Origin of the sequence: Yersinia ruckeri ATCC 29473 (assembly GCF_000754815.1) — a bacterium.
GTDB classification, from domain to species: domain Bacteria; phylum Pseudomonadota; class Gammaproteobacteria; order Enterobacterales; family Enterobacteriaceae; genus Yersinia; species Yersinia ruckeri.
In genome coordinates, this window is the sequence record NZ_KN150747.1 from 330167 (window position 1) to 349908 (window position 19742).

The window sequence follows — 19742 nt, forward strand, 5'->3', positions numbered from 1 at the left end:
AAAAGAAAAAGCCGGTATTGTATTAAGGATACGATACCGGCTTTGGGAGGAGTTAACGGGTGCCGTAAACGACAATCGTTTTTCCGTGCGCAGAGATCAGGTTTTGATCTTCGAGCATTTTCAGTATGCGACCGACAGTTTCGCGGGAACAGCCAACAATCTGACCGATTTCCTGGCGAGTAATTTTAATCTGCATCCCATCTGGGTGTGTCATAGCATCAGGCTGTTTTGCCAGATTGAGCAGCGTTTGCGCGATACGTCCGGTAACATCGAGGAAGGCGAGGTTACCCACTTTTTCCGACGTAATTTGTAAGCGATTCGCCATCTGTGCAGACAGACGCATCAAGATATCTGGATTAACCTGAATCAGTTGGCGGAATTTCTTGTAAGAAATTTCAGCCACTTCACAGGCGGTTTTTGCACGAACCCAGGCACTACGCTCTTGGCCTTCTTCAAATAATCCAAGTTCACCGATGAAATCCCCCTGGTTTAAATAGGAGAGAATCATTTCTTTACCTTCTTCATCTTTAATCAGAACCGCAACGGAACCTTTCACGATGTAGTAAAGCGTTTCGGCTTTTTCACCCTGGTGAATCAGCGTACTCTTCGATGGATACTTATGGATATGGCAGTGAGACAGGAACCATTCGAGAGTAGGGTCTGTTTGTGGCTTGCCGAGAACCATTCGCTGTTATCCTCTGTTGTTATCGCTGCCTAACTTAACAGGGTTCAGAGTTCCCCGTACGGCGTGCTTATAAAATACACTTTCTCTTAGCATATTAATGTGCTCAATTGCTGAAAGGTATAGCCTTGATACATACTAGATAAAGATCCTTCATTGATTCTTGATCTTTAGCCTTTTTATTCTAAGAAAGATCTCTTTCGGCTTTGTTTGTAGCACAGGATGAAGCCAGTGTCTTGTGTTGTATCGCTTCAGCATGATAAGGGTCGGGTTACATTGCCACTTTATGAATGAAAGAGTAGTCTGATTCGGAAAAATCAACGGGGAGTGATGGGTATGCAGGCACGTGTAAAATGGGTTGAGGGTCTGACTTTTCTGGGCGAATCAGCTTCTGGCCATCAGGTTTTAATGGACGGTAACGCTGGCGATAAAGCGCCGAGTCCAATGGAAATGTTGCTGATGGCGGCGGGAGGATGCAGCGCTATCGATGTGGTTTCCATTTTACAGAAAGGGCGCAATAACGTACGCGACTGCGAAGTAAAATTAACTTCGGAACGCCGGGAAGAAGCTCCTCGTCTGTTTACTTTGATTAATCTGCACTTTATCGTTAGCGGTAAAGACCTTACAGAGAAAGTGGTGGAACGCGCCGTCGAGCTTTCTGCGGAGAAATACTGCTCTGTCTCACTGATGCTTGGCAAGGCGGCCACCATCACTCACAGTTTTGAAATTCGGACTCTGGCCTGTTGACATCCTCCCCGTCCTAAAGAATGGAGATTCCTACAGCGTTCAGACCGGAGCCTGAATCACCTCGGTGGGTGACTGCACCCTCCCTCCACAGGCAAGCACGGCATGCCCTGCCGCTAAAATGTTACGAGCACCATTGATATCGGCGTTCTCGGTATATCCGCACTCAAGGCACTCGAATCTACTTTGTGACAGGCGGTTCTCTTTCACTGTATGACCACAGCAGGCGCAACGCTGGCTGGTATATTGGAGGTATCGCCAGAACCTGACCACCGCGCCAGAGCTGCTTGTACTCAAGCTGGCGACGCATTTCATACCCCCCCTGATCCCGTATCGAGCGGTTCAAGCCTGATTTGGCTTTGACGTTTCGTCCGTGCTGCTCTGCCGTGCTTTTTGCCGATTTCGACATGTTACTGACCTTCAAGTCTTCAATGATGATCATCGCGTGGTTTTTGCTGATTTCACTGGTGACTTTATGAAGGTAGTCGCGGCGGATACTGGCAATATGCGAGTGCAGACGCTGAATTTTTACCTTCTGTTTCTGCCAGTTTGCGCTGAATTTCACTTTGCGGATTAACTGGTGCTGGAGTATTGCCAGCTTGCGCTGGCTTGTTTTGAAACTGTTGACGGGCGGGTATACCGTGCCATCTGAAAGCGTGGCGAGTTTTGTGACTCCGGCATCCAGTCCGACCATCGATTCTGCGTTGTGAACGGGGGGTAGCCACTTCGTATTCAGTCTGGATACTGGCGTACCATTTCCCACATGACTAACTGACAGTGACGTTTTTCACTTCACCCACTATTTTTTAAATAAATGCCCTGTTTTTCCAACTGGCGGATTGTTCGATAATCCCGGCGAAGTACATCTTTTGATGAGTGAACCAGATAAATGGTTCCAGGCTGACTGAATACATCTTGCGTGACGCCGATAGATTGACCATCATCGATATAAAATACCGCCTGCGAGAAGGACGCCAGTTTTTGCAGCTCAGTGACAAAATCCTGCTGATGGAAAATACCTTCATGGGTATTAATTAGGCAAACATTATAAGAATGGTTGAGCAATTGGTAAGGTGCAGGTGATTCCGTCAGAGCTAAAAAACGTTCAGGTTCGGTAATTGCCATGACTGTTGCACTTATCTGACCGAGTTGCGTAGTGCGAGCTGATATTTCCGGCCTTAGGATGCCATCGGTTCGTGCGGCGACTTCGACCAATTTGGGGCCTTGTGCCGTCAACATCACTTCCGCATGACTTGGGCCATTATGAATACCCAATGCAGCAATAGCCTGACGGGTATAATCCACCAGCGTCCAATAGTGTGTAAAAGATTCGTCCAGAATATCATCGATATCGTAGAGAATTCGGCCAGATTCAAGACGGACTTTAGTATAGCGAACCACTTCGGTAACCCGTGTTTTACCCTGAAGAGAAACCATATTTACCACGTATTCGACGCCGTCGAGATATTCCTGAATTAATACCTGTTTATTGACGATATTCAATTTACTGTGGCTGCCAAGAATTTGCGCAAAGGCTGCTTTAGCCTCGGTAAGGTTATGACAAATAAATACGCCATCAGAACCCGCACTGGCGAGCGGCTTCAATACTACAGGGAAGAGGTTGTGATGTTTAATCCACCATTCCGCGGCCATCCATTCTTGCGTTTTTAGCTGCTTGGCTGCGGCTAATCCAGCACTTGAAATGGCCTGAATCATGTCATATTTATTCCTACGAGCATGGCTATGGTTATAATCATTAGAAAATCCTAATGCAAAATGGCGATTTAATTCGTCACTAAGTAACACACCACTTTCTGCTCCAGCAATAATATAATGGGGCGAAAACATACTTATTTTCTGACAGGTTTCAGCATAATCTTGACATGTCAGAAAAGCAGAGTATATCGTATAGTCAAAGTTCTTGTAATAATATTCATGTATATCAGGATCAGATGAAACATGGAGTAAAACACATCCGTAATCATAAAGTTCTCTTGCCAAGAATTTACCTGACGAAAAACCATCAACAATGACGACTCTAATCATTTTTAACTCCTGGTTATTTAGCTGTCTTTAATTTAAAAATGGATAAGTAAAGTAATAGAATAAGAATAAAACTCAATGAAACTATGCTACTTATAGAAACAGATATCCGCTCATCAAGGTATTGCAATATCAAAGTAAAAATAGGTAAAGTCAGTAAGACTAATGAAACTCTTAGCGCCGTTAAATAAAATATTGTTTTTTGTATAAGATAGATAGGAAGAATATGGCCGATGAGAACCAGTATGATCAGTGGAATTATATAATTATCATTAACCAAAAATAGTTGTTTATCTGAGGAGAGATAAACAAATGATGCCAGCAATATTAATATATTCCGTACTGCAAGGATCTCGTAAGTTTGCCAGCCGCGTTGAAACATTATTTTAGATACGATGGTGTACAGAACGGTGCCGAGTGCACAAAGAATGACGCTAATAATCCCTACGATACGTTGAGTCGGCGAAGTGCTCGTTAGTCCGCTACTGCCAGTAAAGGAGTTGATCAACATAATGAATACGGCGATCAGCACTAAATATGAAACCACTTTTTCAGCTCGGGCCGCGGGAGTGTTATCTTTTAACCAATGGGAGAGGACGTAAGAGGACAGAACGATAGTCAATGCCGGTCCGCAGGCAACGGAAACTACGCCAACTACGGCAGGTTCAAGGTAGCGCAGAGAGTAGAATAGACCGCCCCAATTTAATAACACTGATATATTTACCATTAAAACTAACCAGGCATCTGACTGTATTTTTCCTATGAGTTCGGAAAGACCTTTACGCCACGAGATAATAAAGAAAACCGAGCTTGATGAAATAAAACAATAAAAAACCAGTGTCATTGTATTAAATGATTGCGTAATATAAGCAACATATACATCAAAAGCTGCGCTAATTAAACAGAATGTAACGCCGATAATTATACCGATATAATGTATTGGCACGAAGTTAACCTTTTATTCCTTTACGATGGTGACTTTATTTTTGTCAATGGATATCTTCAGCGTGCTGTTAACAGTTATACCTGTTTTTTCCAGTACGTGGTTTCTACCATTTTGCTGTACTTTCTCTACGGCACAAAAAATCCCAGTCACTTCGCCACCAAAATGGCGGATTGATTCCACCAGTGAAATAGCCGTTCCGCCAGTACTTAATGTATCGTCAATAATAGCAACCCGATCACCGTGACAAATGCCATTTAAATATAAAGAACCTTCGAAGTATTCGGATTGGAGGTTAACTTTGTGTGTTGTAATATCGTCTAAACTATAGGGGTACCAGCGTGCCATAGCCAAAGGTATACCGGTAAAGATTGAAATTGCAGTGGCCAGCGGAGCCCCTTTATCTTCTTCAGTTACGATTTTATCGATAGTGAGATCCATTGTCTTTATAATACGGTATGCCACTTCGATTAATAATTCTGGACGCAAGGCTGGAAGTTGATCAGTAAATTCGTTAACCGTTGTTAGATGCCTCCCTGAATAGACAATCTGAGCGTTATTATAGACTTCTTCAAGTAACATAGTGAATATCCTTATGCGCTTTAACTTAATTGTTACGGTAACTATTACTCCAATGGACTATTTATTCCGAATATTCTGGATAGATACCATCCCAGCGACTTTTGTATTTCCAGGCGCTATCGAAAAATAATGTTATGATTGTTTTATTTTCAACTTTTTCAACAAGTTTTTCACAGATAACTAGATTTGCTCCGCAGGTTGGGCCAATGTTCAGTTTTTCACTTTCGTTGTACTCCTTCATTTTTTTCCACGACTGATTTCCATTAACGGTAACCACTTCATCAATTAAGCCAATATCGGTATTTACCGATATGATTCCTGCGCCTAACCCCATAAGGTTATGATTACGATGTTTGAAATTTAGATGATTTTTCAGGGCATAGATAGGAGAGGAGTTTTCAACCTCAATAGCAATGGTTTTCAAACGTGGAAAATCAGATTTCAAAATGTGGCTGATGCCTGAGAAGGTGCCACCTGTCCCAATGCAACAGATAAAGTAATCTGGGATAATACGCTGTCTGTTTAGTTGTTCGCAAATTTCATGACCACATTGATACCAAGCCTCTTTATTCAGTAAAGACGTTGATTGATCGATGAAAAATGTATTTTCACGGTTCTTTTTAAGGAAGGAGTTGGCGCTGTCGATGGTTCCTGACAGAAATTTATCTTTTGCCGTCTCTACAATTGTCGCACCAAATCTTAATATTTGATCTTTTCGTTCCTGTGTCATTCCTTCCGGCATGAAAATTACAGTCTTATAACCTTTTCGCTGTGCTATCCATGCTAATGAGGCACCACCATTACCCGTTGAGCATTCAATCAGTGTCATTCCTTTTCTTATTTTCTTGGTTTTCTCTAACTCATTTATTATATGAATGAATGTTCTATCTTTATGACTTCCTGTTGGGTTTTGATACTCACATTTGGCAAATACTTGATTCCCATTCAAATTGAGTTTGTTTATTTTTATCAGTGGTGTATTTCCAATAACCGTGTTCTCCATTTATCGATTCCCTTTAATTGTTCGCAGTAGTGAGTAATGCGTGAAAGAGGCATGATAGAAGGAAAATTAACATTGTTTTATTTTAAATAAAAGAATTTAATTTATTGCTTTAATTAATTATATTTATTTATATTATTAATTATATTGGTAACTGTATCAGGTGGAGTGAACCAGAAGCTATTAATTAATAGCCTCTGAGTGTATTAAATTGGGTTGCATGAAGATATGTTATTTAATTATCCAATTTTCTTTCCTTCCAATAATTGCTGAACTAATGGAGCCATAATTAACTCCATTGCCAGACCCATTTTCCCACCGGGTACTACCAATGTATTGATATTAGAGATGAACGAGCCTTGTATCATTGCCAGCAGATAAGGAAAGTCGATTTGATCCAATCCGCGAAAGTGAATGACAACAAAACTTTCATCCAACGAAGGAATCGCTTTAGCGGCAAAAGGATTGGAGGTATCTACGGTAGGGACACGTTGAAAGTTAATATGGGTTCGGGAAAACTGAGGTGTAATATAATTGATGTAATCGTCCATTGAACGTACGACGGAATCCATCACGGCTTCACGAGAATGCCCCCGTTCGCCGGTGTCGCGCACCAGTTTCTGGATCCATTCCAAATTTACGATCGGGACGACGCCAACGAGTAGGTCGACATGTTTGGCCACGTTGTGATGCTCGGTAACAACTCCACCATGCAATCCTTCATAAAATAGGACATCGGTTGGTTCAGGCAACGCTTCCCAAGGCGTGAAGGTACCTGGAACTTGGTTGTATGGCACCGCTTCATCGTAAGTATGCAGATATTTGCGCGAACGACCTTTGCCGTGCTCACCGTATTCGATAACGCTTTTTTCCAGCAGGCCAAAATCATTGGCTTCAGGGCCGAAGTAACTGATATGACGACCTAAATCCCGTGCTTTACGAATCTCGGCGTCCATTTCTGGTCGGCTGTAACGATGAAAACTGTCACCTTCTATTTGCGCTGCTCGTATCTTTAGTTGTTGAAATATTTTACGAAAAGCCAGGCTGGTTGTGGTTGTACCTGCTCCGCTTGAACCTGTTACTGCAATAACCGGATATTTGGCTGACATAAGCGTTCTGCTCCGTAGAATTTCGATATTATTAGTATATTTTTCAATTAACTATCGATTTTTTTACTCTGTAAAAAAGAACGATGGTCATGGCCGGAGAAAAATGGCGGATAGCTATTTTTAGGGTAAAGAGGAAGTTTTGTCATCTTGTTTCACTGAGGAATCTCGCTGGATTCCTCAGTGAATGGGGGAATGCGCGGTGGTTTACTCTTGTTCTTCTGTACCAGCCCGAAACTGTGATTTAGGCATAATATTGATGGTTTCATGTAGTTCAGACCACACTAACACTGCCTCGCCATTCACCAGTTGGCGACGAACATCTGCAACTTTCTGCGCCAAAGTACGCTCTTGTTCGCCGTAGTCTGTGCCTTCGCGCAGTACAAAACTTTCCAACAGGTTTTCCAGTGTTTCGTTGTCTATGTGTTGCCAGGGGATAATCACTGCTGATACTCCAGATAAAGGGAAAGCCAGGTCGGAATACGTTGTTCCAGCCACATTTGTGGTTGTTTGATCGAGCCACCGACAAATCCAACGTGGCCGCCATGTTCAGTTAGCTGGTATTCAATATTTGCCGGTAATACCGCCGGATCGGGGATGACATCGGGCGTCATAAAGGGGTCGTCTTTGGCGTGGATAATCAGCAATGGGGTGCAGATTTGTGGCAATAGCGGCAAGGCGCTGCAACGTTGGTAATAGTCCAACGCATCGGTAAATCCATGCACTTTGGCCGTGATGACATCGTCAAAATCCCGTATGCGCCGCAGATTCTTCAATTGGGACAAATCCAGTGGCAAACTACCTGGATAACTCAATAGCTTGCGGGTTGCATTGAGTTTAAGTTGACCCAGTAAATAGCGCTGATAAATACGCGAAAGCCCTTGTTCCAAACGGTCGGCGCAGGGTTCCAGCATCAAAGGTGCAGATACCACTACCGCGGCGTCCAATAGGCTATTTTCGCCGTGCTGTGCCAGATAGCAGGCCAACATATTGCCTCCTAGCGAGACACCGATGGCAGCGGTTGGAACTCGACCATAATGATTCCGCAGCCATTGCAGGAAGAAACGGGCATCTTCTGTTTCGCCCGAATGATAAATTCTCGATTTACGATTCGGTTCCCCGCTACAGCCACGGAAATGCATTACAACGGCGAGCCATCCCTGCTCCTGACATGCATGAAGTAAACCGTGAGCATAGGGGCTGTAGAAATTGCCTTCCAATCCATGAAACAGCGCAACGCGAGGTTTATCCTGAGCAAAAGCCGGATTTTCACTCCAAGCGAGATCGACAAAATCCCCATCCGGCAGCTCCAGTCTTTGCCAGTAGGGTTGAAGGCGCACCCTACGGCGAACCAGACGCGGTAATAGGGTCTGCAAATGTGGGTTACTTGCCCCGACGAGGGGGCGAAAAATCTCATACATATAGTGAATATAAATCATGCAATTGCTCTTGTATGATCAATATCACACTGTTAGCTTCATTGATATATCGCATCTATTCCAAAGGTAAGAGGCACCCGCGTTATGGCGCTGAGTTTATTTCTTTCAATGTTGGGATTTCTTTGGGTTGCCGCAATCACGCCGGGTCCGAATAATATGTTGTTGACCGCATCTGGCGCGAACTTTGGATTTTCCCGATCCATTTGGTTGATGCTGGGAATTATGCTGGGCATGCAAAGTGTGCTGTTATTGGTGGCATTCGGCGTGGGTAGCCTGATTCTGATTTACCCTTCGCTACATTTTGCCTTAAAGGTATTGGGGAGCCTTTATTTACTGTGGTTGGCATGGAAAGTGGCCACTTCGGTATATCAACCATTGGAAACGGATATGGCACCTCCCAAGCCGATACGTTTATATCAGGGTTGGTTACTACAGTTTCTTAATCCAAAAGCCTGGTTGATGGCACTAGGCTCGGTGGCCAGCTTTAGTCTGGTTGGAGAGGCTTATAATCATTCCATCCTGATGATTAGCCTGGGGATGTTTTTGGTCAATCTGGTGTGCAGCACTATCTGGCTGGGATTTGGCAGCGTGATTGGACGCATGTTACGTAGCCGTCGTGCATGGTTCACTTTCAATATCTCGATGGGGATACTGACTGCGGCCTGCGTGCTGCTTATTTGGCATTAATCACGCGAATGGTTTTCTGCATCCTGAGGTACGAATCCAACCAAGTTATGCATCAGGCGACACTATTGGGTAACAGACCGGTTATCGGTCTGAGATTTCTGAAGATTAACCATCGATTAGCACGAGCGAGAATATTGCTAGATCATTATCGGCGTTAGCCGTTGAGCTCATTTGCCAATTTATGTACTGCGGTTTCTACGGCATCAACGCTAATATCTTCAACCCGTGACCCAGCATAAACCATGACATGGCGGACTAATGGATACCAGCGCAGGTATTTCTCTGGCCGTGCCTCAAATAATGCCACGACTGGAATATCGAGTGCTGCACTGAGATGGACAGGGGCACTATCAGCAGAAATAACCAGATCCAATTGACTCATTGCCGCCACTAAATCGGGTATTGATGGAGTGGCCAGCCAGCGAGCAGTAACCTCGCCAAGCTGTCGCTCGGTTGGATGGTCTGCTGGGTCATGAAATATTAACAGTTCCATTTGTGGCGATAACTTGGTCGCCAGCGCATGCCATTTATCCCAACTCCAGCGACGTTGTTCAGATTTATTAGAGATAAACAGGCCTACCCGCAGTTTGCTTTTTACACCTAAATCATGCTGCCATTTAGCTTGCAACTGTGGTTCTGGGTAAATATGAAGTCGCAGGCTACTGATATCTGGATAGCCCAGCTCTGGCAACAATGCAAAACCTGACAGCGCTTCATGGCGTACCGCTCGATTAGCAATATGGTCAGAATTGCGGTCATCAAATTCTGTTGCTTTGGTGTGCCAACGGCAGTCAGATACATTAAGTTGTTTGGCGAATTGGATACTATTTTTGTTCATGCCACCGTTAGGAATGACCAACATATCGAAACGCAGGCGGCGCAAGCGCCAGATCAGCGCCAAGCGGTCAAAAATAGCTGCCAGTTTACCCGGGCGCAGGTTCCGCTCGCACTGTTTACTGTAAACATAGGTATGTATCGCACTGATATCCGGATTGTTTTTTAGTGCTTCCTGATTATATTTATTAGCTAATACATGGATTTCGGCCGCTGGCCAGCGTTGTTTCATTGCATGAATTAATGCGGTGGTACATACCATATCACCAAGGAAATCAATCCGGATTACCAATATGCGATGCATTGCAACCTATTCCTGTAGATATACTGCTGCTCTGTTGAGGGAATAGATTTATCTATGACATAGCTTTAAGCAATATATTTATTGGATACATTTGGATTTTATCCCTGTTTCAAGGCTATTTTACGTCAATGATTATGCTGGTTCTCTTAACCGGATTATTGATGTTTTTGCCTTACACATAACCTAAAAAACAGGATACAGCGGATTGCTCGCCAGTATTCGCGCGGGGTTACCGCTCCCAACCATATTAGTCTCGGCAATTTCAGCGCAATAAATTGCTTGGCCAACTGAGTGCGTACTGGTGGGGAGGTTATTTTTTTGCGTAGTAAACCAAACAGGTGACCACTTTCTTGGTTGATATGACGTAGTAGTGCGCGCCGTAAACGCGCTGGAGCGGTGGTAGCCGTGTTGATTAACGCCGATAAAATAGCCAGATAGCTTTCCGCTCGACGTTGCAAAGTTTGCGGCGACGGGGTTTGGGTAATAGATTGCGGATTGGTGCGATAACCATAAAAAGGGGTCGCGCAGAACCCAATACGTTGTGCTGCCAGTGCCAAATATGTCGTCCACAAAATATCTTCATGTAGCATTTGTGGAATAAAGGCGAATTGATGAGTCACGATAAATTCACGTCGAATCAGCTGTAGCCAGGCATAATGAGGCCATTCTTGTTGCTCAACACAGTGAATAATCCAACTGGAGCCATCCAGTATCATCCCCCAGGTTTGTTTGTGCAGAAGTGGCGGGGATAGCGCGGGATTAGGGTCAGTAGTGAAGCTGTAGCCATTACCGATTAACATCTCCAGTTGTTGTGCCGTAGCCTGCGTTAACCAGGTTTTCAACGCTTCAGGAGCCAGCCAATCATCACAGTCGGCAAAAGCAATCCATTGACCGCTGGCATAGCGGATTCCCGTATTACGGGCAACGGACAAACCTTGATTGGACTGATGAATAACCTGAATGCGTGGGTCATTTAACGCGTGATTGGCTAGAATTTGCGCACTCTTATCACTGGAACCGTCATTGACTGCGATAATTTCAATAGATACGCCTGTCTGGCTACTCAACGAGTCGAGTAACGTAGACAGGTAAGCCTCACCGTTGAATACGGGAACGATAATACTGATATCAATTTTTCTCATGTCGTAATCATCCTAAAATTACGGCAATCGTCATGTTATTAAACCTTAAATACCTTAAAATTAGCGGGTCAGTGACTCTAATTGCTCTTGTGCATCCAGCCAGTGCATTTCAGTTTCCTCCAGCTTGGATTTCACTTGTATCTGTTGTTGCAAGCACTGTGTCAGATCGGCCTTACGGGAAATATCGTATAAGGCTGAGTCTGCCAGTTGCTGCTCCACGGCAGCCAGCTCTGCGCTGAGTTTATCCATCTGCTTTTCCAGTGTCATGATTTGCTTACGCAATGGCTGTGTCTGCGTGCGCAATTCAGCTTCACGACGTTTTTGATCTTTACGTTGTTGTGCGCTGTTGGCAGAGACTTCTTTCGCTGGATTATCTTGTTGACTTTGCTGACGTTGAGCATCAACCAGCCATTGTTGATAGTCCTCCAGATCGCCATCGAACTGCTCGACTTTTCCGTCGTGTACCAGATAGAGATCGTCAGTGGTTGAACGCAGTAAGTGGCGATCATGGGAAACCACCACCAGCGCGCCTTCAAAATCGATCAGCGCTTCAGTCAGTGCTTGGCGCATATCCAAATCCAGATGGTTGGTCGGTTCATCCAGCAGTAGCAAGTTTGGTCGTTGCCAGATAATCAGAGCCAGTACCAAACGTGCTTTTTCACCACCGGAGAAGCGTGCAGTCGGATCGGTAACCTGATCGCCCTGAAAACCGTAGCCCCCCAAATAATCACGCAGTTGCTGTTCTGATTCTTTCGGTGCCAGACGCGTCATATGCTGTAGCGGTGATTCATCTGCACGCAGAAATTCCAGTTGATGCTGGGCGAAGTAGCCCAGTTTGATGCCTTTGGATAAGCCAATTTCACCGCTTTGTGGCTCAAGTGTGCCGGCGAGTAACTTAATCAGTGTCGATTTCCCCGCGCCGTTGCGGCCTAACAGACCGATGCGGGAACCGGGCACCAGATTCAACTTGATGGATTGCAGAATGGTTTTATCACCATAACCCGCGCTGACCTTTTCCATGCGTAACAGCGGATCCGGCAGGCTTTCAGGTGTGCGGAAACTGAAACGGAACGGATTATCAACATGTGCGGGGGCGATCATCTCCATACGTTCCAACATCTTGATTCGGCTCTGTGCTTGTTTGGCCTTGGTCGCCTGGGCGCGGAACCGATCGATATAGTGTTGCAGATGAGCGACTTTTTCCTGCTGATTTTGATACATGGATTGTTGTTGCGCCAGTTTGGTCGCGCGCTGGCGTTCGAAGGATGAATAGTTTCCGGTGTATTCATTCAGCGATTGTTGTTCAATATGCAGAATTTTATCGATAATAGGATCAAGAAAATCCCGATCGTGAGAAATCAGAACCAGTGTGCCGGGATAGCTTTTCAGCCATTTCTCCAGCCAGATAACGGCATCCAAATCCAAATGGTTGGTCGGTTCGTCCAGTAGCAGCAAATCAGAGCGGCACACCAAAGCCTGCGCCAGATTCAGGCGCATACGCCAGCCGCCGGAGAAAGAGCGCACTGGTTGTTGTAGCTGCTCCTGTGAGAACCCCAGGCCGTTTAACAGACTGGCGGCGCGTGACTGAATAGTCCAAGCCTGGATAGCGTCCAGTTTCCCATGCACTGTAGCAATGGCGTGACCGTCATTTTTTTCATTGGCGATCTTTAATTCGGATTCTAACTGACGAAACTCACGATCACCGTCGATAACATACTCTATCGCCGGTATATCCAGTGCTGGAGTTTCCTGATTAACCCAAGCCAATGCCCAATTACTCGGAAAGGTTGCGTTGCCCCCATCGGCGCCCATTTCGCCTTTCAGTAACGCCAGCAGGGTTGATTTGCCACAGCCGTTTTTACCGACCAACCCGATTTTTTGCCCTGGGTTTACAGTCGCGGTGGCATTGTCCAGTAAGACGCGGGTACCGCGTCGAATTTGAAGCGAGGAGAAAACAATCATAGAGTGCCGTATGTTTAGAGTATGTTAAATTGTCATCATAATAAGGTATCCCTGGTATTTAAAGTCGCCGGGGATTGGCTACACTACTTATCCTCATGACTTGATTGAATAAGCTTGCCGGAGGTCGTTAGCTTGCCTCCTACCTGTAACGCCAATTACGTTGGGTACATTATGTTGGTTACAAACAGGGCGTCAAACGTCCTATTTTTAGTCTTTGCGACGCATGGTAACGGAAAACCCGCACCCTGACGACGCTTTGGAGGGGAATGATGTCACCGCCGCCGAAGGTTTTGCTGCTATATGCCCATCCGGAATCACAGGACTCAGTGGCAAACCGGGTTTTACTACAGCCGGTAAAACAGTTGGAGCATGTCACTGTGCACGATCTTTATGCACATTATCCGGATTTTTTTATTGATGTTCACCACGAGCAACAACTGCTGCGTGAGCACCAGGTTATTGTTTTTCAGCACCCACTTTATACTTATAGCTGCCCGGCATTACTGAAAGAATGGCTGGATCGTGTTTTGGCGCGCGGATTTGCCAATGGCGTTGGCGGTAATGCACTACGGGGCAAGTATTGGCGTTCGGTGATTACCACTGGCGAGCCGGAAGGGGCTTATCGGGTCGGCGGTTATAATCAGTATCCGATGGTTGATATTTTACGGCCGTTCGAATTGACGGCGTCCATGTGTCATATGCACTGGATTGAGCCAATGATTATTTATTGGGCGCGGCGGCAAAAACCGGAAGTGTTGAGCAGCCATGCTCAGGCCTATGCTGAGTGGCTATCATCACCTTTGCGATTGGGAGGGCAATAATTATGGAAGGTTCGCCGCTATTAACCGCAATTATACTGTTTTTGTTTGCCGCAGTGGTTGCGGTTCCCATTGCACAGCGGCTAGGAATGGGGGCGGTATTGGGATACCTGATTGCGGGTATTGCCATTGGCCCGTGGGGGCTCGGTTTTATTCGTGATGTGGATGAGATTCTCCATTTCTCTGAATTGGGCGTGGTTTTCCTGATGTTCATCATCGGCCTGGAATTGAATCCGGCCAAGCTTTGGCAGCTCAGACGCTCGATTTTTGGCGTTGGCGCAGGACAAGTGGCGATCACGGCAGCGGTATTGGGCGCGTTGCTCTACTTTACCCATTTTTCCTGGCAGGCCGCAGTGATCGGCGGTGTTGGTTTGGCGATGTCGTCCACCGCGATGGCGCTGCAATTGATGCGTGAAAAAGGGATGAACCGTAATGAAGGCGGTCAACTCGGTTTCTCCGTACTGCTATTTCAGGATATTGCCGTGATTCCCGCATTGGCGCTGATTCCCATTTTGGCGGGCGGCGGCGGTGCCAATGACTGGGCAAAAATTGGTCTGAAAGTCGCGGCATTTGCCGTGATGCTAATTGGTGGCCGCTATCTGCTGCGTCCGCTATTTCGCTATATCGTGGCGTCTGGAGTCAGGGAGGTCTTCACTGCCGCAGCGTTATTGGTGGTATTAGGATCGGCGTTGTTTATGGACGCGCTGGGTTTGTCGATGGCATTGGGCACTTTTATCGCCGGTATTCTGTTGGCTGAAAGCGAGTTTCAGCACGAATTGGAAATTGCGATCGAGCCATTCAAGGGATTATTGCTGGGGTTATTTTTCATTTCCGTCGGTATGGCGCTGAATATAGGTGTTATTTTTACGCATTTGCTGGAAGTGCTGCTTGGCGTTCTGGCGTTGGTTGCGATTAAAATGACGGTACTTTACGGCTTGGCGCGGGGATTCGGGCTACACCGTTCGGTGCGTCTTCAATTTGCCGGCGTACTCAGTCAGGGGGGGGAATTTGCCTTCGTACTCTTCTCGGCAGCCTTCAGCCAGCATGTGCTGACAGGAGACCAACTGGCGCTGCTGTTGGTTATTGTCACGCTGTCCATGATGACCACACCGCTGTTGATGCAGAGCATCGACCGTATTCTTTCCCGACGCTATAACGCACCCGATGAAAACGACGAAAAACCCTTTGTGGAAGACAATGATCCGCAGGTTATCGTGGTGGGATTTGGGCGCTTCGGTCAGGTTATCGGCCGATTACTGATGGCCAATAAAATGCGGATTACCGTGCTGGAGCGTGATGTCAGCGCCGTCGGTGTCATGCGCAAATATGGTTATAAGGTTTATTACGGCGATGCGACGGAATTGGAGCTGCTACGTGCTGCCGGCGCAGATAAAGCCAAAGCGATAGTGATTACCTGCAATGAGCCAGAAGACACCATGACTTTGGTGCATTTGTGTCAGCAACATTTCCCTAACCTGCATATTTTGGCTCGTGCCAGAGGCCGTGTGGAGGCGCATGAGTTATTGCAAAACGGAGTGAAAGATTTTAGCCGCGAAACCTTCTCCAGTGCGCTGGAGTTGGGGCGCAAAACACTATTGGAATTGGGGATGCATCCCCATCAGGCTTATCGGGCACAGCAACATTTCCGCCGGCTGGATATGCGAATGCTGCGCGAATTAGTGCCGCAGCATCATGGTGATGTGGCGCAGATTTCCAGAGTAAAAGAGGCCCGCCGCGAACTGGAAGATATTTTCCAACGGGAAATGCTGCATGAAAGCAGGCAGCTCGATGGTTGGGATGAATACGAGTAATACCGGAGAGACAATCATGTCCGTAACCCGTAAACGATTTATTGCTGGCGCGACCTGCCCGCAGTGTAAGGCCATGGATACGCTCGCTTTATGGCGGGAGGATCAGGTAGAAGTCGTGGAATGTGTGAAGTGTGGTCATCATCAGCGACAAACCGATCAGCAGGTCAATCAGCATGTCCGCCCGAAAGAGCAAGTTATCGGTATTTTTGATCCAAAGTAGCGTTATCTGCAGTGATTTTTTATGCTGAAGGGTACAGGGGGTCAGATTTCCGCTACAATCTGTGCCAATTTTTGTTCCAAGGGTAGGAGATGTCATGAAAGTAGCAAAAGACCTAGTGGTCAGCCTGGCTTACCAGGTACGTACAGAAGACGGTGTTTTAGTTGATGAGTCTCCGGTGAGTGCGCCGTTGGACTACCTGCACGGACACGGTTCCCTGATTTCCGGTTTGGAAAATGCATTGGAAGGCCATGAAGCGGGCGACCGTTTTGATGTGCGTGTAAGTGCTGATGACGGTTACGGCAGCTATGATGAAAATCTGGTTCAGCGTGTACCGAAAGATGTATTTATGGGCGTTGACGAACTGGAAGTCGGTATGCGTTTCTTGGCTGACACTGATCAGGGCCCAGTGCCGGTAGAAATTACGGCAGTGGAAGATGAGCACGTTGTGGTTGATGGTAACCATATGCTGGCTGGTCAGGATCTGAACTTCCACGTTGAAGTTGTAGCTATCCGTGAAGCGACGGCTGAAGAGCTGCAACACGGCCATGTACACGGCGAACATGACCACGAACATGGCGACGGTTGCTGCGGTGGTCATGGACATGATCACGACCACGACCACGACCATGATCACGGCAAACAAGGCGGTGGTTGCGGTAAAGGCGGTTGTGGCTGCCACTAAGGCATCACGCGTCAATAAAAAGCCAGCCGCAAGGCTGGCTTCTTTGCAATACCAACCTCAATAGTGAGGAGGCGGCGTTTCATCGGCCTGTGATGCCAACATTGATGGTTGAGAAGCCCGCAATTTATCCGTCAGCAAACGCAGATGTTCCCGCAGCTTGGTCATTTCCAACTGGTGCTCGGTCACAATCAGATTTAATTCTTCAATGGTCACTTCCTGAAACGCCAGGCGACTTTCCAGCATTTCAAGCCGTTGTTCGAACAGCGACGCTTCCATAATATTTCCTCTCGTTATCCCTAGTGACGATTCTATAATTCTTGCATGCATTGACGCATGTTTGAATGACAGACATATCCGAGATTCTACCCGTAAATGCCGCAAAATGCCTCGTACAGACGTGGACAACAAGAGAAAGGAAACTTATTGTGATAAAAAAAGTCGAAATATCACTGAATACTGTCAGTACAGAGATTGTTTTGTCTTCGCACAGACAGTTATAGTACTAAAACTTACACAATCGTTGCTTGGGGTAAGAAGCCCCGGGCCAATTGGAGAAATGGATGAAATCATTGTTTAAAGTAACCTTGCTGGCCACAACCATGGCACTGACCCTGAACGCAACTCAGGTTATGGCTGCTGACGCGGCAAAAACTCCTGAAGCGGCTGCAACGACTAACAGCAAGTTCAAAAATGACGACCAGCAATCCGCTTACGCGCTGGGTGCATCTTTGGGTCGTTATATGGACAACTCACTGAAAGAACAAGAAAAACTTGGAATAAAACTGGATAAAGACCAGCTAATCGCCGGTGTTCAAGACGCTTTCGCCAATAAAGCCAAGCTGACTGATGAAGAAATTGAAAAAACGCTGCAAAGTTTTGAATCTCGTGTAAAAGCTTCTGCTCAGACAAAAATGGAGCAGGATGCGAAAGAAAATTCAGATAAAGGCACCAAATACCGTGACACCTTTGCGAAAGAGAAAGGCGTGAAGAAAACCGCTAGCGGCCTGCTGTATAAAGTTGAGAAACCGGGTGCTGGTGATGTGCTGAAAGACAGCGATACCGTCGTGGTCAACTACAAAGGTACTTTGACTGACGGCACGGTATTTGATGATTCATACAAACGTGGTGAGCCACTGTCTTTCCGTCTGGATGGCGTTATTCCAGGTTGGACTGAAGGCCTGAAGCAAATCAATAAAGGTGGCAAGATCACGCTGGTGATTCCACCTGAACTGGCTTATGGCAAAAATGGCGTCCCAGGCATCCCAGCTAACTCTACTCTGGTATTTGATGTAGAGCTGTTGGATGTGAAAGCTGCACCTAAAGCTGATGTAGCTGCGGAAAAACCGGCTGCGGAAGTTGAAGCAAAAGCTAAAAAATAAGCCGGTAGCGCTTATCTGACCATTAAAAACCGCTGCGAATTATTTTCGCGGCGGTTTTTGTATCCAGCACCGCATTTCACCTATCTTATCGTTGATAACTTGACGCTCATGGGTTGTGGGCTTAACGTCAATACCACGCGCAAACGCAAGGATTTTATCTTGGCATATTTGCTAGACTAAAATTCAGGATATTGAGTTATGAGTCTGCCATTGCTATTGAGACAGGCTCTATATAGAGGATGTGTCTTCGATGTCTAATTCGCTTCTAAGTGGCGAAACCAGTGAACTGGATTTACTGGATGAACGTCCGTTTAGTCAGACGGACTATGAAATACTGAAATCATACGAGGCCGTCGTTGATGGTTTGGCCATGTTGATTGGTGGACACTGCGAAATCGTCCTGCATTCCTTGGAAGACCTAAAGTGTTCAGCGGTCAGAATTGCCAACGGAGAGCACACTGGCCGACAGATTGGTTCGCCAATCACCGACCTGGCGTTGCGCATGTTGCATGATATGGCTGGCGCTGATAGTAGCGTATCCCGTGCTTATTTTACTCGGGCAAAAAGCGGCGTCCTGATGAAGTCCGTGACCATCGCCATTCGGAATCGCAGTCAACGAGTCATAGGTCTGCTGTGCATCAATATGAACCTGGATGTGCCTTTCTCACAAATTATTCAGACATTTATGCCGCCGGAAACGCAGGAAGTGCCTTCCTCGGTCAACTTTGCCTCCTCGGTGGACGATCTGGTGGCTCAAACCCTGGAATTCACCATTGAAGAGGTGAATGCGGATCGTAATGTGTCGAATAATGCGAAAAACCGTCAAGTAGTACTCAATCTTTATGAAAAGGGTATTTTTGATATCAAGGATGCGATCAACCAGGTTGCCGAGCGCTTAAACATCTCTAAACATACAGTTTATCTCTATATCCGCCAATTCAAAAGCGGTGACCTGATAGGACATGAACGCTGATGCTGCGTTATTGTCTACTGGTTACCGGCCCGGCTTATGGAACTCAGCAAGCCACTAGTGCTTACCAATTTGCACAGGCTTTACTGGCGGCAGGGCACCAACTGGTGAGTGTCTTTTTCTATCGGGAAGGGGTGCTCAATGCCAATCAGCTCACCTCACCGGCCAGCGATGAGTTCGATCTGGTTCGGGCGTGGCAGCAGTTGGCAAAAACTGACAGCGTAGTGCTAAACGTATGCGTGGCAGCCGCGCTGCGACGAGGCGTCTGTGATGAGCATGAAGCCAACCAGCTTGGTCTGAGCCGCGCTAATCTACAACCCGGCTTCACCTTGAGTGGCTTGGGTTCATTGGCTGAAGCGGCGCTGACATGCGACCGTGTTGTACAATTTTAGGG

The 19742-nt window shown here is 46.4% G+C and carries 21 protein-coding genes and 1 pseudogene; 9 read left to right on the top strand and 13 right to left on the bottom strand.

Features of this window, described 5'->3' with window-relative positions; translation table 11 throughout:
- Positions 1–52 precede the first annotated feature (52 nt).
- Positions 53–685: a cAMP-activated global transcriptional regulator CRP gene (gene crp, locus DJ39_RS01370; protein ID WP_004718520.1), complete on the bottom strand. Its 633-nt coding sequence runs from the start codon at positions 683–685 to the stop codon at positions 53–55.
- Positions 686–1018: 333 nt separating this feature from the next.
- Here crp and DJ39_RS01375 point away from each other — a divergent pair, with 333 nt between their 5' ends.
- The gene (locus DJ39_RS01375; RefSeq protein ID WP_038242944.1) at positions 1019–1429 is read left to right on the top strand and encodes an OsmC family protein; all 411 of its coding nucleotides are present in this window, start codon (positions 1019–1021) and stop codon (positions 1427–1429) included.
- A 39-nt stretch (positions 1430–1468) separates the two neighbouring features.
- On the opposite strand, the pseudogene DJ39_RS18155 reads toward DJ39_RS01375, so the two are convergent.
- The 8 genes and pseudogenes from DJ39_RS18155 to DJ39_RS01415 form a co-directional block, all read right to left on the bottom strand.
- Positions 1469–2232: pseudogene (locus DJ39_RS18155) on the bottom strand (RNA-guided endonuclease InsQ/TnpB family protein); the annotation flags it as partial.
- Positions 2219–3472, bottom strand: a complete 1254-nt coding sequence (locus DJ39_RS01385; RefSeq protein WP_038242826.1) for an ATP-grasp domain-containing protein — start codon at positions 3470–3472, stop codon at positions 2219–2221. The gene DJ39_RS01385 and the pseudogene DJ39_RS18155, both read right to left, overlap by 14 nt.
- A 13-nt stretch (positions 3473–3485) precedes the next feature.
- The gene (locus DJ39_RS01390; protein WP_038251622.1) at positions 3486–4409 is read right to left on the bottom strand and encodes an EamA family transporter; all 924 of its coding nucleotides are present in this window, start codon (positions 4407–4409) and stop codon (positions 3486–3488) included.
- Positions 4410–4427: 18 nt separating this feature from the next.
- Positions 4428–4994 (bottom strand): phosphoribosyltransferase family protein, encoded by a 567-nt coding sequence (locus DJ39_RS01395; protein WP_004718530.1) that lies wholly within the window; start codon positions 4992–4994, stop codon positions 4428–4430.
- Positions 4995–5055: 61 nt separating this feature from the next.
- Positions 5056–5997: a cysteine synthase family protein gene (locus tag DJ39_RS01400; protein WP_004718531.1), complete on the bottom strand. Its 942-nt coding sequence runs from the start codon at positions 5995–5997 to the stop codon at positions 5056–5058.
- 236 nt (positions 5998–6233) lie between these two features.
- A complete protein-coding gene (locus DJ39_RS01405; protein WP_004718534.1) occupies positions 6234–7103 on the bottom strand; it encodes a phosphoribulokinase in 870 nt (289 codons plus the stop codon).
- A 204-nt stretch (positions 7104–7307) separates the two neighbouring features.
- Positions 7308–7544 carry a YheU family protein gene (locus DJ39_RS01410; protein WP_038242821.1) on the bottom strand — a complete coding sequence of 79 codons (237 nt, stop codon included), beginning with the start codon at positions 7542–7544 and terminating at the stop codon, positions 7308–7310.
- Positions 7541–8521: a hydrolase gene (locus DJ39_RS01415; RefSeq protein WP_038242942.1), complete on the bottom strand. Its 981-nt coding sequence runs from the start codon at positions 8519–8521 to the stop codon at positions 7541–7543. Before DJ39_RS01415 ends, DJ39_RS01410 begins: the two co-directional genes overlap by 4 nt.
- Before the next feature lie 102 nt (positions 8522–8623).
- Between DJ39_RS01415 and DJ39_RS01420 the strand changes: the two genes are divergently transcribed.
- Complete coding sequence (locus DJ39_RS01420) at positions 8624–9226, top strand: LysE family translocator (RefSeq protein WP_038242820.1); 603 nt, start codon at positions 8624–8626, stop codon at positions 9224–9226.
- Positions 9227–9380: 154 nt separating this feature from the next.
- Here DJ39_RS01420 and DJ39_RS01425 read toward each other — a convergent pair whose 3' ends face one another.
- The 3 genes from DJ39_RS01425 to DJ39_RS01435 form a co-directional block, all read right to left on the bottom strand.
- The gene (locus DJ39_RS01425) at positions 9381–10364 is read right to left on the bottom strand and encodes a glycosyltransferase family 9 protein (protein WP_004718544.1); all 984 of its coding nucleotides are present in this window, start codon (positions 10362–10364) and stop codon (positions 9381–9383) included.
- Between the two features lie 155 nt (positions 10365–10519).
- The gene (locus tag DJ39_RS01430; protein WP_004718546.1) at positions 10520–11506 is read right to left on the bottom strand and encodes a glycosyltransferase; all 987 of its coding nucleotides are present in this window, start codon (positions 11504–11506) and stop codon (positions 10520–10522) included.
- A gap of 60 nt (positions 11507–11566) precedes the next feature.
- Entirely contained in the window at positions 11567–13468 is a 1902-nt protein-coding gene (locus DJ39_RS01435) for an ABC transporter ATP-binding protein (RefSeq protein WP_004718548.1), read from the bottom strand.
- A 269-nt stretch (positions 13469–13737) separates the two neighbouring features.
- Here DJ39_RS01435 and kefG point away from each other — a divergent pair, with 269 nt between their 5' ends.
- The 4 genes from kefG (at position 13738) to slyD (ending at position 16999) form a co-directional block, all read left to right on the top strand.
- Complete coding sequence (gene kefG / locus DJ39_RS01440) at positions 13738–14289, top strand: glutathione-regulated potassium-efflux system ancillary protein KefG (RefSeq protein WP_038242819.1); 552 nt, start codon at positions 13738–13740, stop codon at positions 14287–14289.
- 2 nt (positions 14290–14291) lie between these two features.
- Entirely contained in the window at positions 14292–16097 is a 1806-nt protein-coding gene (kefB, locus tag DJ39_RS01445; RefSeq protein ID WP_004718552.1) for a glutathione-regulated potassium-efflux system protein KefB, read from the top strand.
- Between the two features lie 16 nt (positions 16098–16113).
- Positions 16114–16317 carry a YheV family putative zinc ribbon protein gene (locus tag DJ39_RS01450; protein WP_004718554.1) on the top strand — a complete coding sequence of 68 codons (204 nt, stop codon included), beginning with the start codon at positions 16114–16116 and terminating at the stop codon, positions 16315–16317.
- Positions 16318–16411: 94 nt separating this feature from the next.
- Positions 16412–16999 carry a peptidylprolyl isomerase gene (gene slyD / locus DJ39_RS01455; RefSeq protein WP_004718555.1) on the top strand — a complete coding sequence of 196 codons (588 nt, stop codon included), beginning with the start codon at positions 16412–16414 and terminating at the stop codon, positions 16997–16999.
- A gap of 57 nt (positions 17000–17056) precedes the next feature.
- Here slyD and DJ39_RS01460 read toward each other — a convergent pair whose 3' ends face one another.
- Positions 17057–17275, bottom strand: a complete 219-nt coding sequence (locus DJ39_RS01460) for a protein SlyX (protein ID WP_004718557.1) — start codon at positions 17273–17275, stop codon at positions 17057–17059.
- Positions 17276–17559: 284 nt separating this feature from the next.
- Between DJ39_RS01460 and fkpA the strand changes: the two genes are divergently transcribed.
- The 3 genes from fkpA to tusD all read left to right on the top strand — a co-directional run bounded on the left by fkpA (position 17560) and on the right by tusD (position 19740).
- Entirely contained in the window at positions 17560–18378 is an 819-nt protein-coding gene (fkpA, locus tag DJ39_RS01465; protein ID WP_004718558.1) for an FKBP-type peptidyl-prolyl cis-trans isomerase, read from the top strand.
- A gap of 250 nt (positions 18379–18628) precedes the next feature.
- Positions 18629–19351: a helix-turn-helix transcriptional regulator gene (locus tag DJ39_RS01470; RefSeq protein WP_004718561.1), complete on the top strand. Its 723-nt coding sequence runs from the start codon at positions 18629–18631 to the stop codon at positions 19349–19351.
- Positions 19351–19740, top strand: coding sequence for a sulfurtransferase complex subunit TusD (tusD, locus tag DJ39_RS01475; protein WP_038242815.1), 390 nt, complete (start codon positions 19351–19353; stop codon positions 19738–19740). The genes DJ39_RS01470 and tusD overlap by 1 nt, the downstream gene beginning before the upstream one ends.
- Positions 19741–19742: the final 2 nt, after the last annotated feature.

Bases quoted from the DNA above. Each gene is read 5' to 3' on its own strand.
- DJ39_RS01420 (WP_038242820.1), top strand. From the start codon at position 8,624: ATGGCGCTGAGTTTATTTCTTTCAATGTTGGGATTTCTTTGGGTTGCC.
- kefB (WP_004718552.1), top strand. From the start codon at position 14,292: ATGGAAGGTTCGCCGCTATTAACCGCAATTATACTGTTTTTGTTTGCC.
- DJ39_RS01400 (WP_004718531.1), bottom strand. From the start codon at position 5,997: ATGGAGAACACGGTTATTGGAAATACACCACTGATAAAAATAAACAAA.
- DJ39_RS01460 (WP_004718557.1), bottom strand. From the start codon at position 17,275: ATGGAAGCGTCGCTGTTCGAACAACGGCTTGAAATGCTGGAAAGTCGC.
- DJ39_RS01415 (WP_038242942.1), bottom strand. From the start codon at position 8,521: ATGTATGAGATTTTTCGCCCCCTCGTCGGGGCAAGTAACCCACATTTG.
- DJ39_RS01375 (WP_038242944.1), top strand. From the start codon at position 1,019: ATGCAGGCACGTGTAAAATGGGTTGAGGGTCTGACTTTTCTGGGCGAA.
- slyD (WP_004718555.1), top strand. From the start codon at position 16,412: ATGAAAGTAGCAAAAGACCTAGTGGTCAGCCTGGCTTACCAGGTACGT.
- DJ39_RS01430 (WP_004718546.1), bottom strand. From the start codon at position 11,506: ATGAGAAAAATTGATATCAGTATTATCGTTCCCGTATTCAACGGTGAG.
- crp (WP_004718520.1), bottom strand. From the start codon at position 685: ATGGTTCTCGGCAAGCCACAAACAGACCCTACTCTCGAATGGTTCCTG.
- tusD (WP_038242815.1), top strand. From the start codon at position 19,351: ATGCTGCGTTATTGTCTACTGGTTACCGGCCCGGCTTATGGAACTCAG.
- DJ39_RS01425 (WP_004718544.1), bottom strand. From the start codon at position 10,364: ATGCATCGCATATTGGTAATCCGGATTGATTTCCTTGGTGATATGGTA.
- DJ39_RS01395 (WP_004718530.1), bottom strand. From the start codon at position 4,994: ATGTTACTTGAAGAAGTCTATAATAACGCTCAGATTGTCTATTCAGGG.
- fkpA (WP_004718558.1), top strand. From the start codon at position 17,560: ATGAAATCATTGTTTAAAGTAACCTTGCTGGCCACAACCATGGCACTG.
- DJ39_RS01385 (WP_038242826.1), bottom strand. From the start codon at position 3,472: ATGATTAGAGTCGTCATTGTTGATGGTTTTTCGTCAGGTAAATTCTTG.
- DJ39_RS01405 (WP_004718534.1), bottom strand. From the start codon at position 7,103: ATGTCAGCCAAATATCCGGTTATTGCAGTAACAGGTTCAAGCGGAGCA.
- DJ39_RS01470 (WP_004718561.1), top strand. From the start codon at position 18,629: ATGTCTAATTCGCTTCTAAGTGGCGAAACCAGTGAACTGGATTTACTG.
- DJ39_RS01450 (WP_004718554.1), top strand. From the start codon at position 16,114: ATGTCCGTAACCCGTAAACGATTTATTGCTGGCGCGACCTGCCCGCAG.
- kefG (WP_038242819.1), top strand. From the start codon at position 13,738: ATGTCACCGCCGCCGAAGGTTTTGCTGCTATATGCCCATCCGGAATCA.
- DJ39_RS01435 (WP_004718548.1), bottom strand. From the start codon at position 13,468: ATGATTGTTTTCTCCTCGCTTCAAATTCGACGCGGTACCCGCGTCTTA.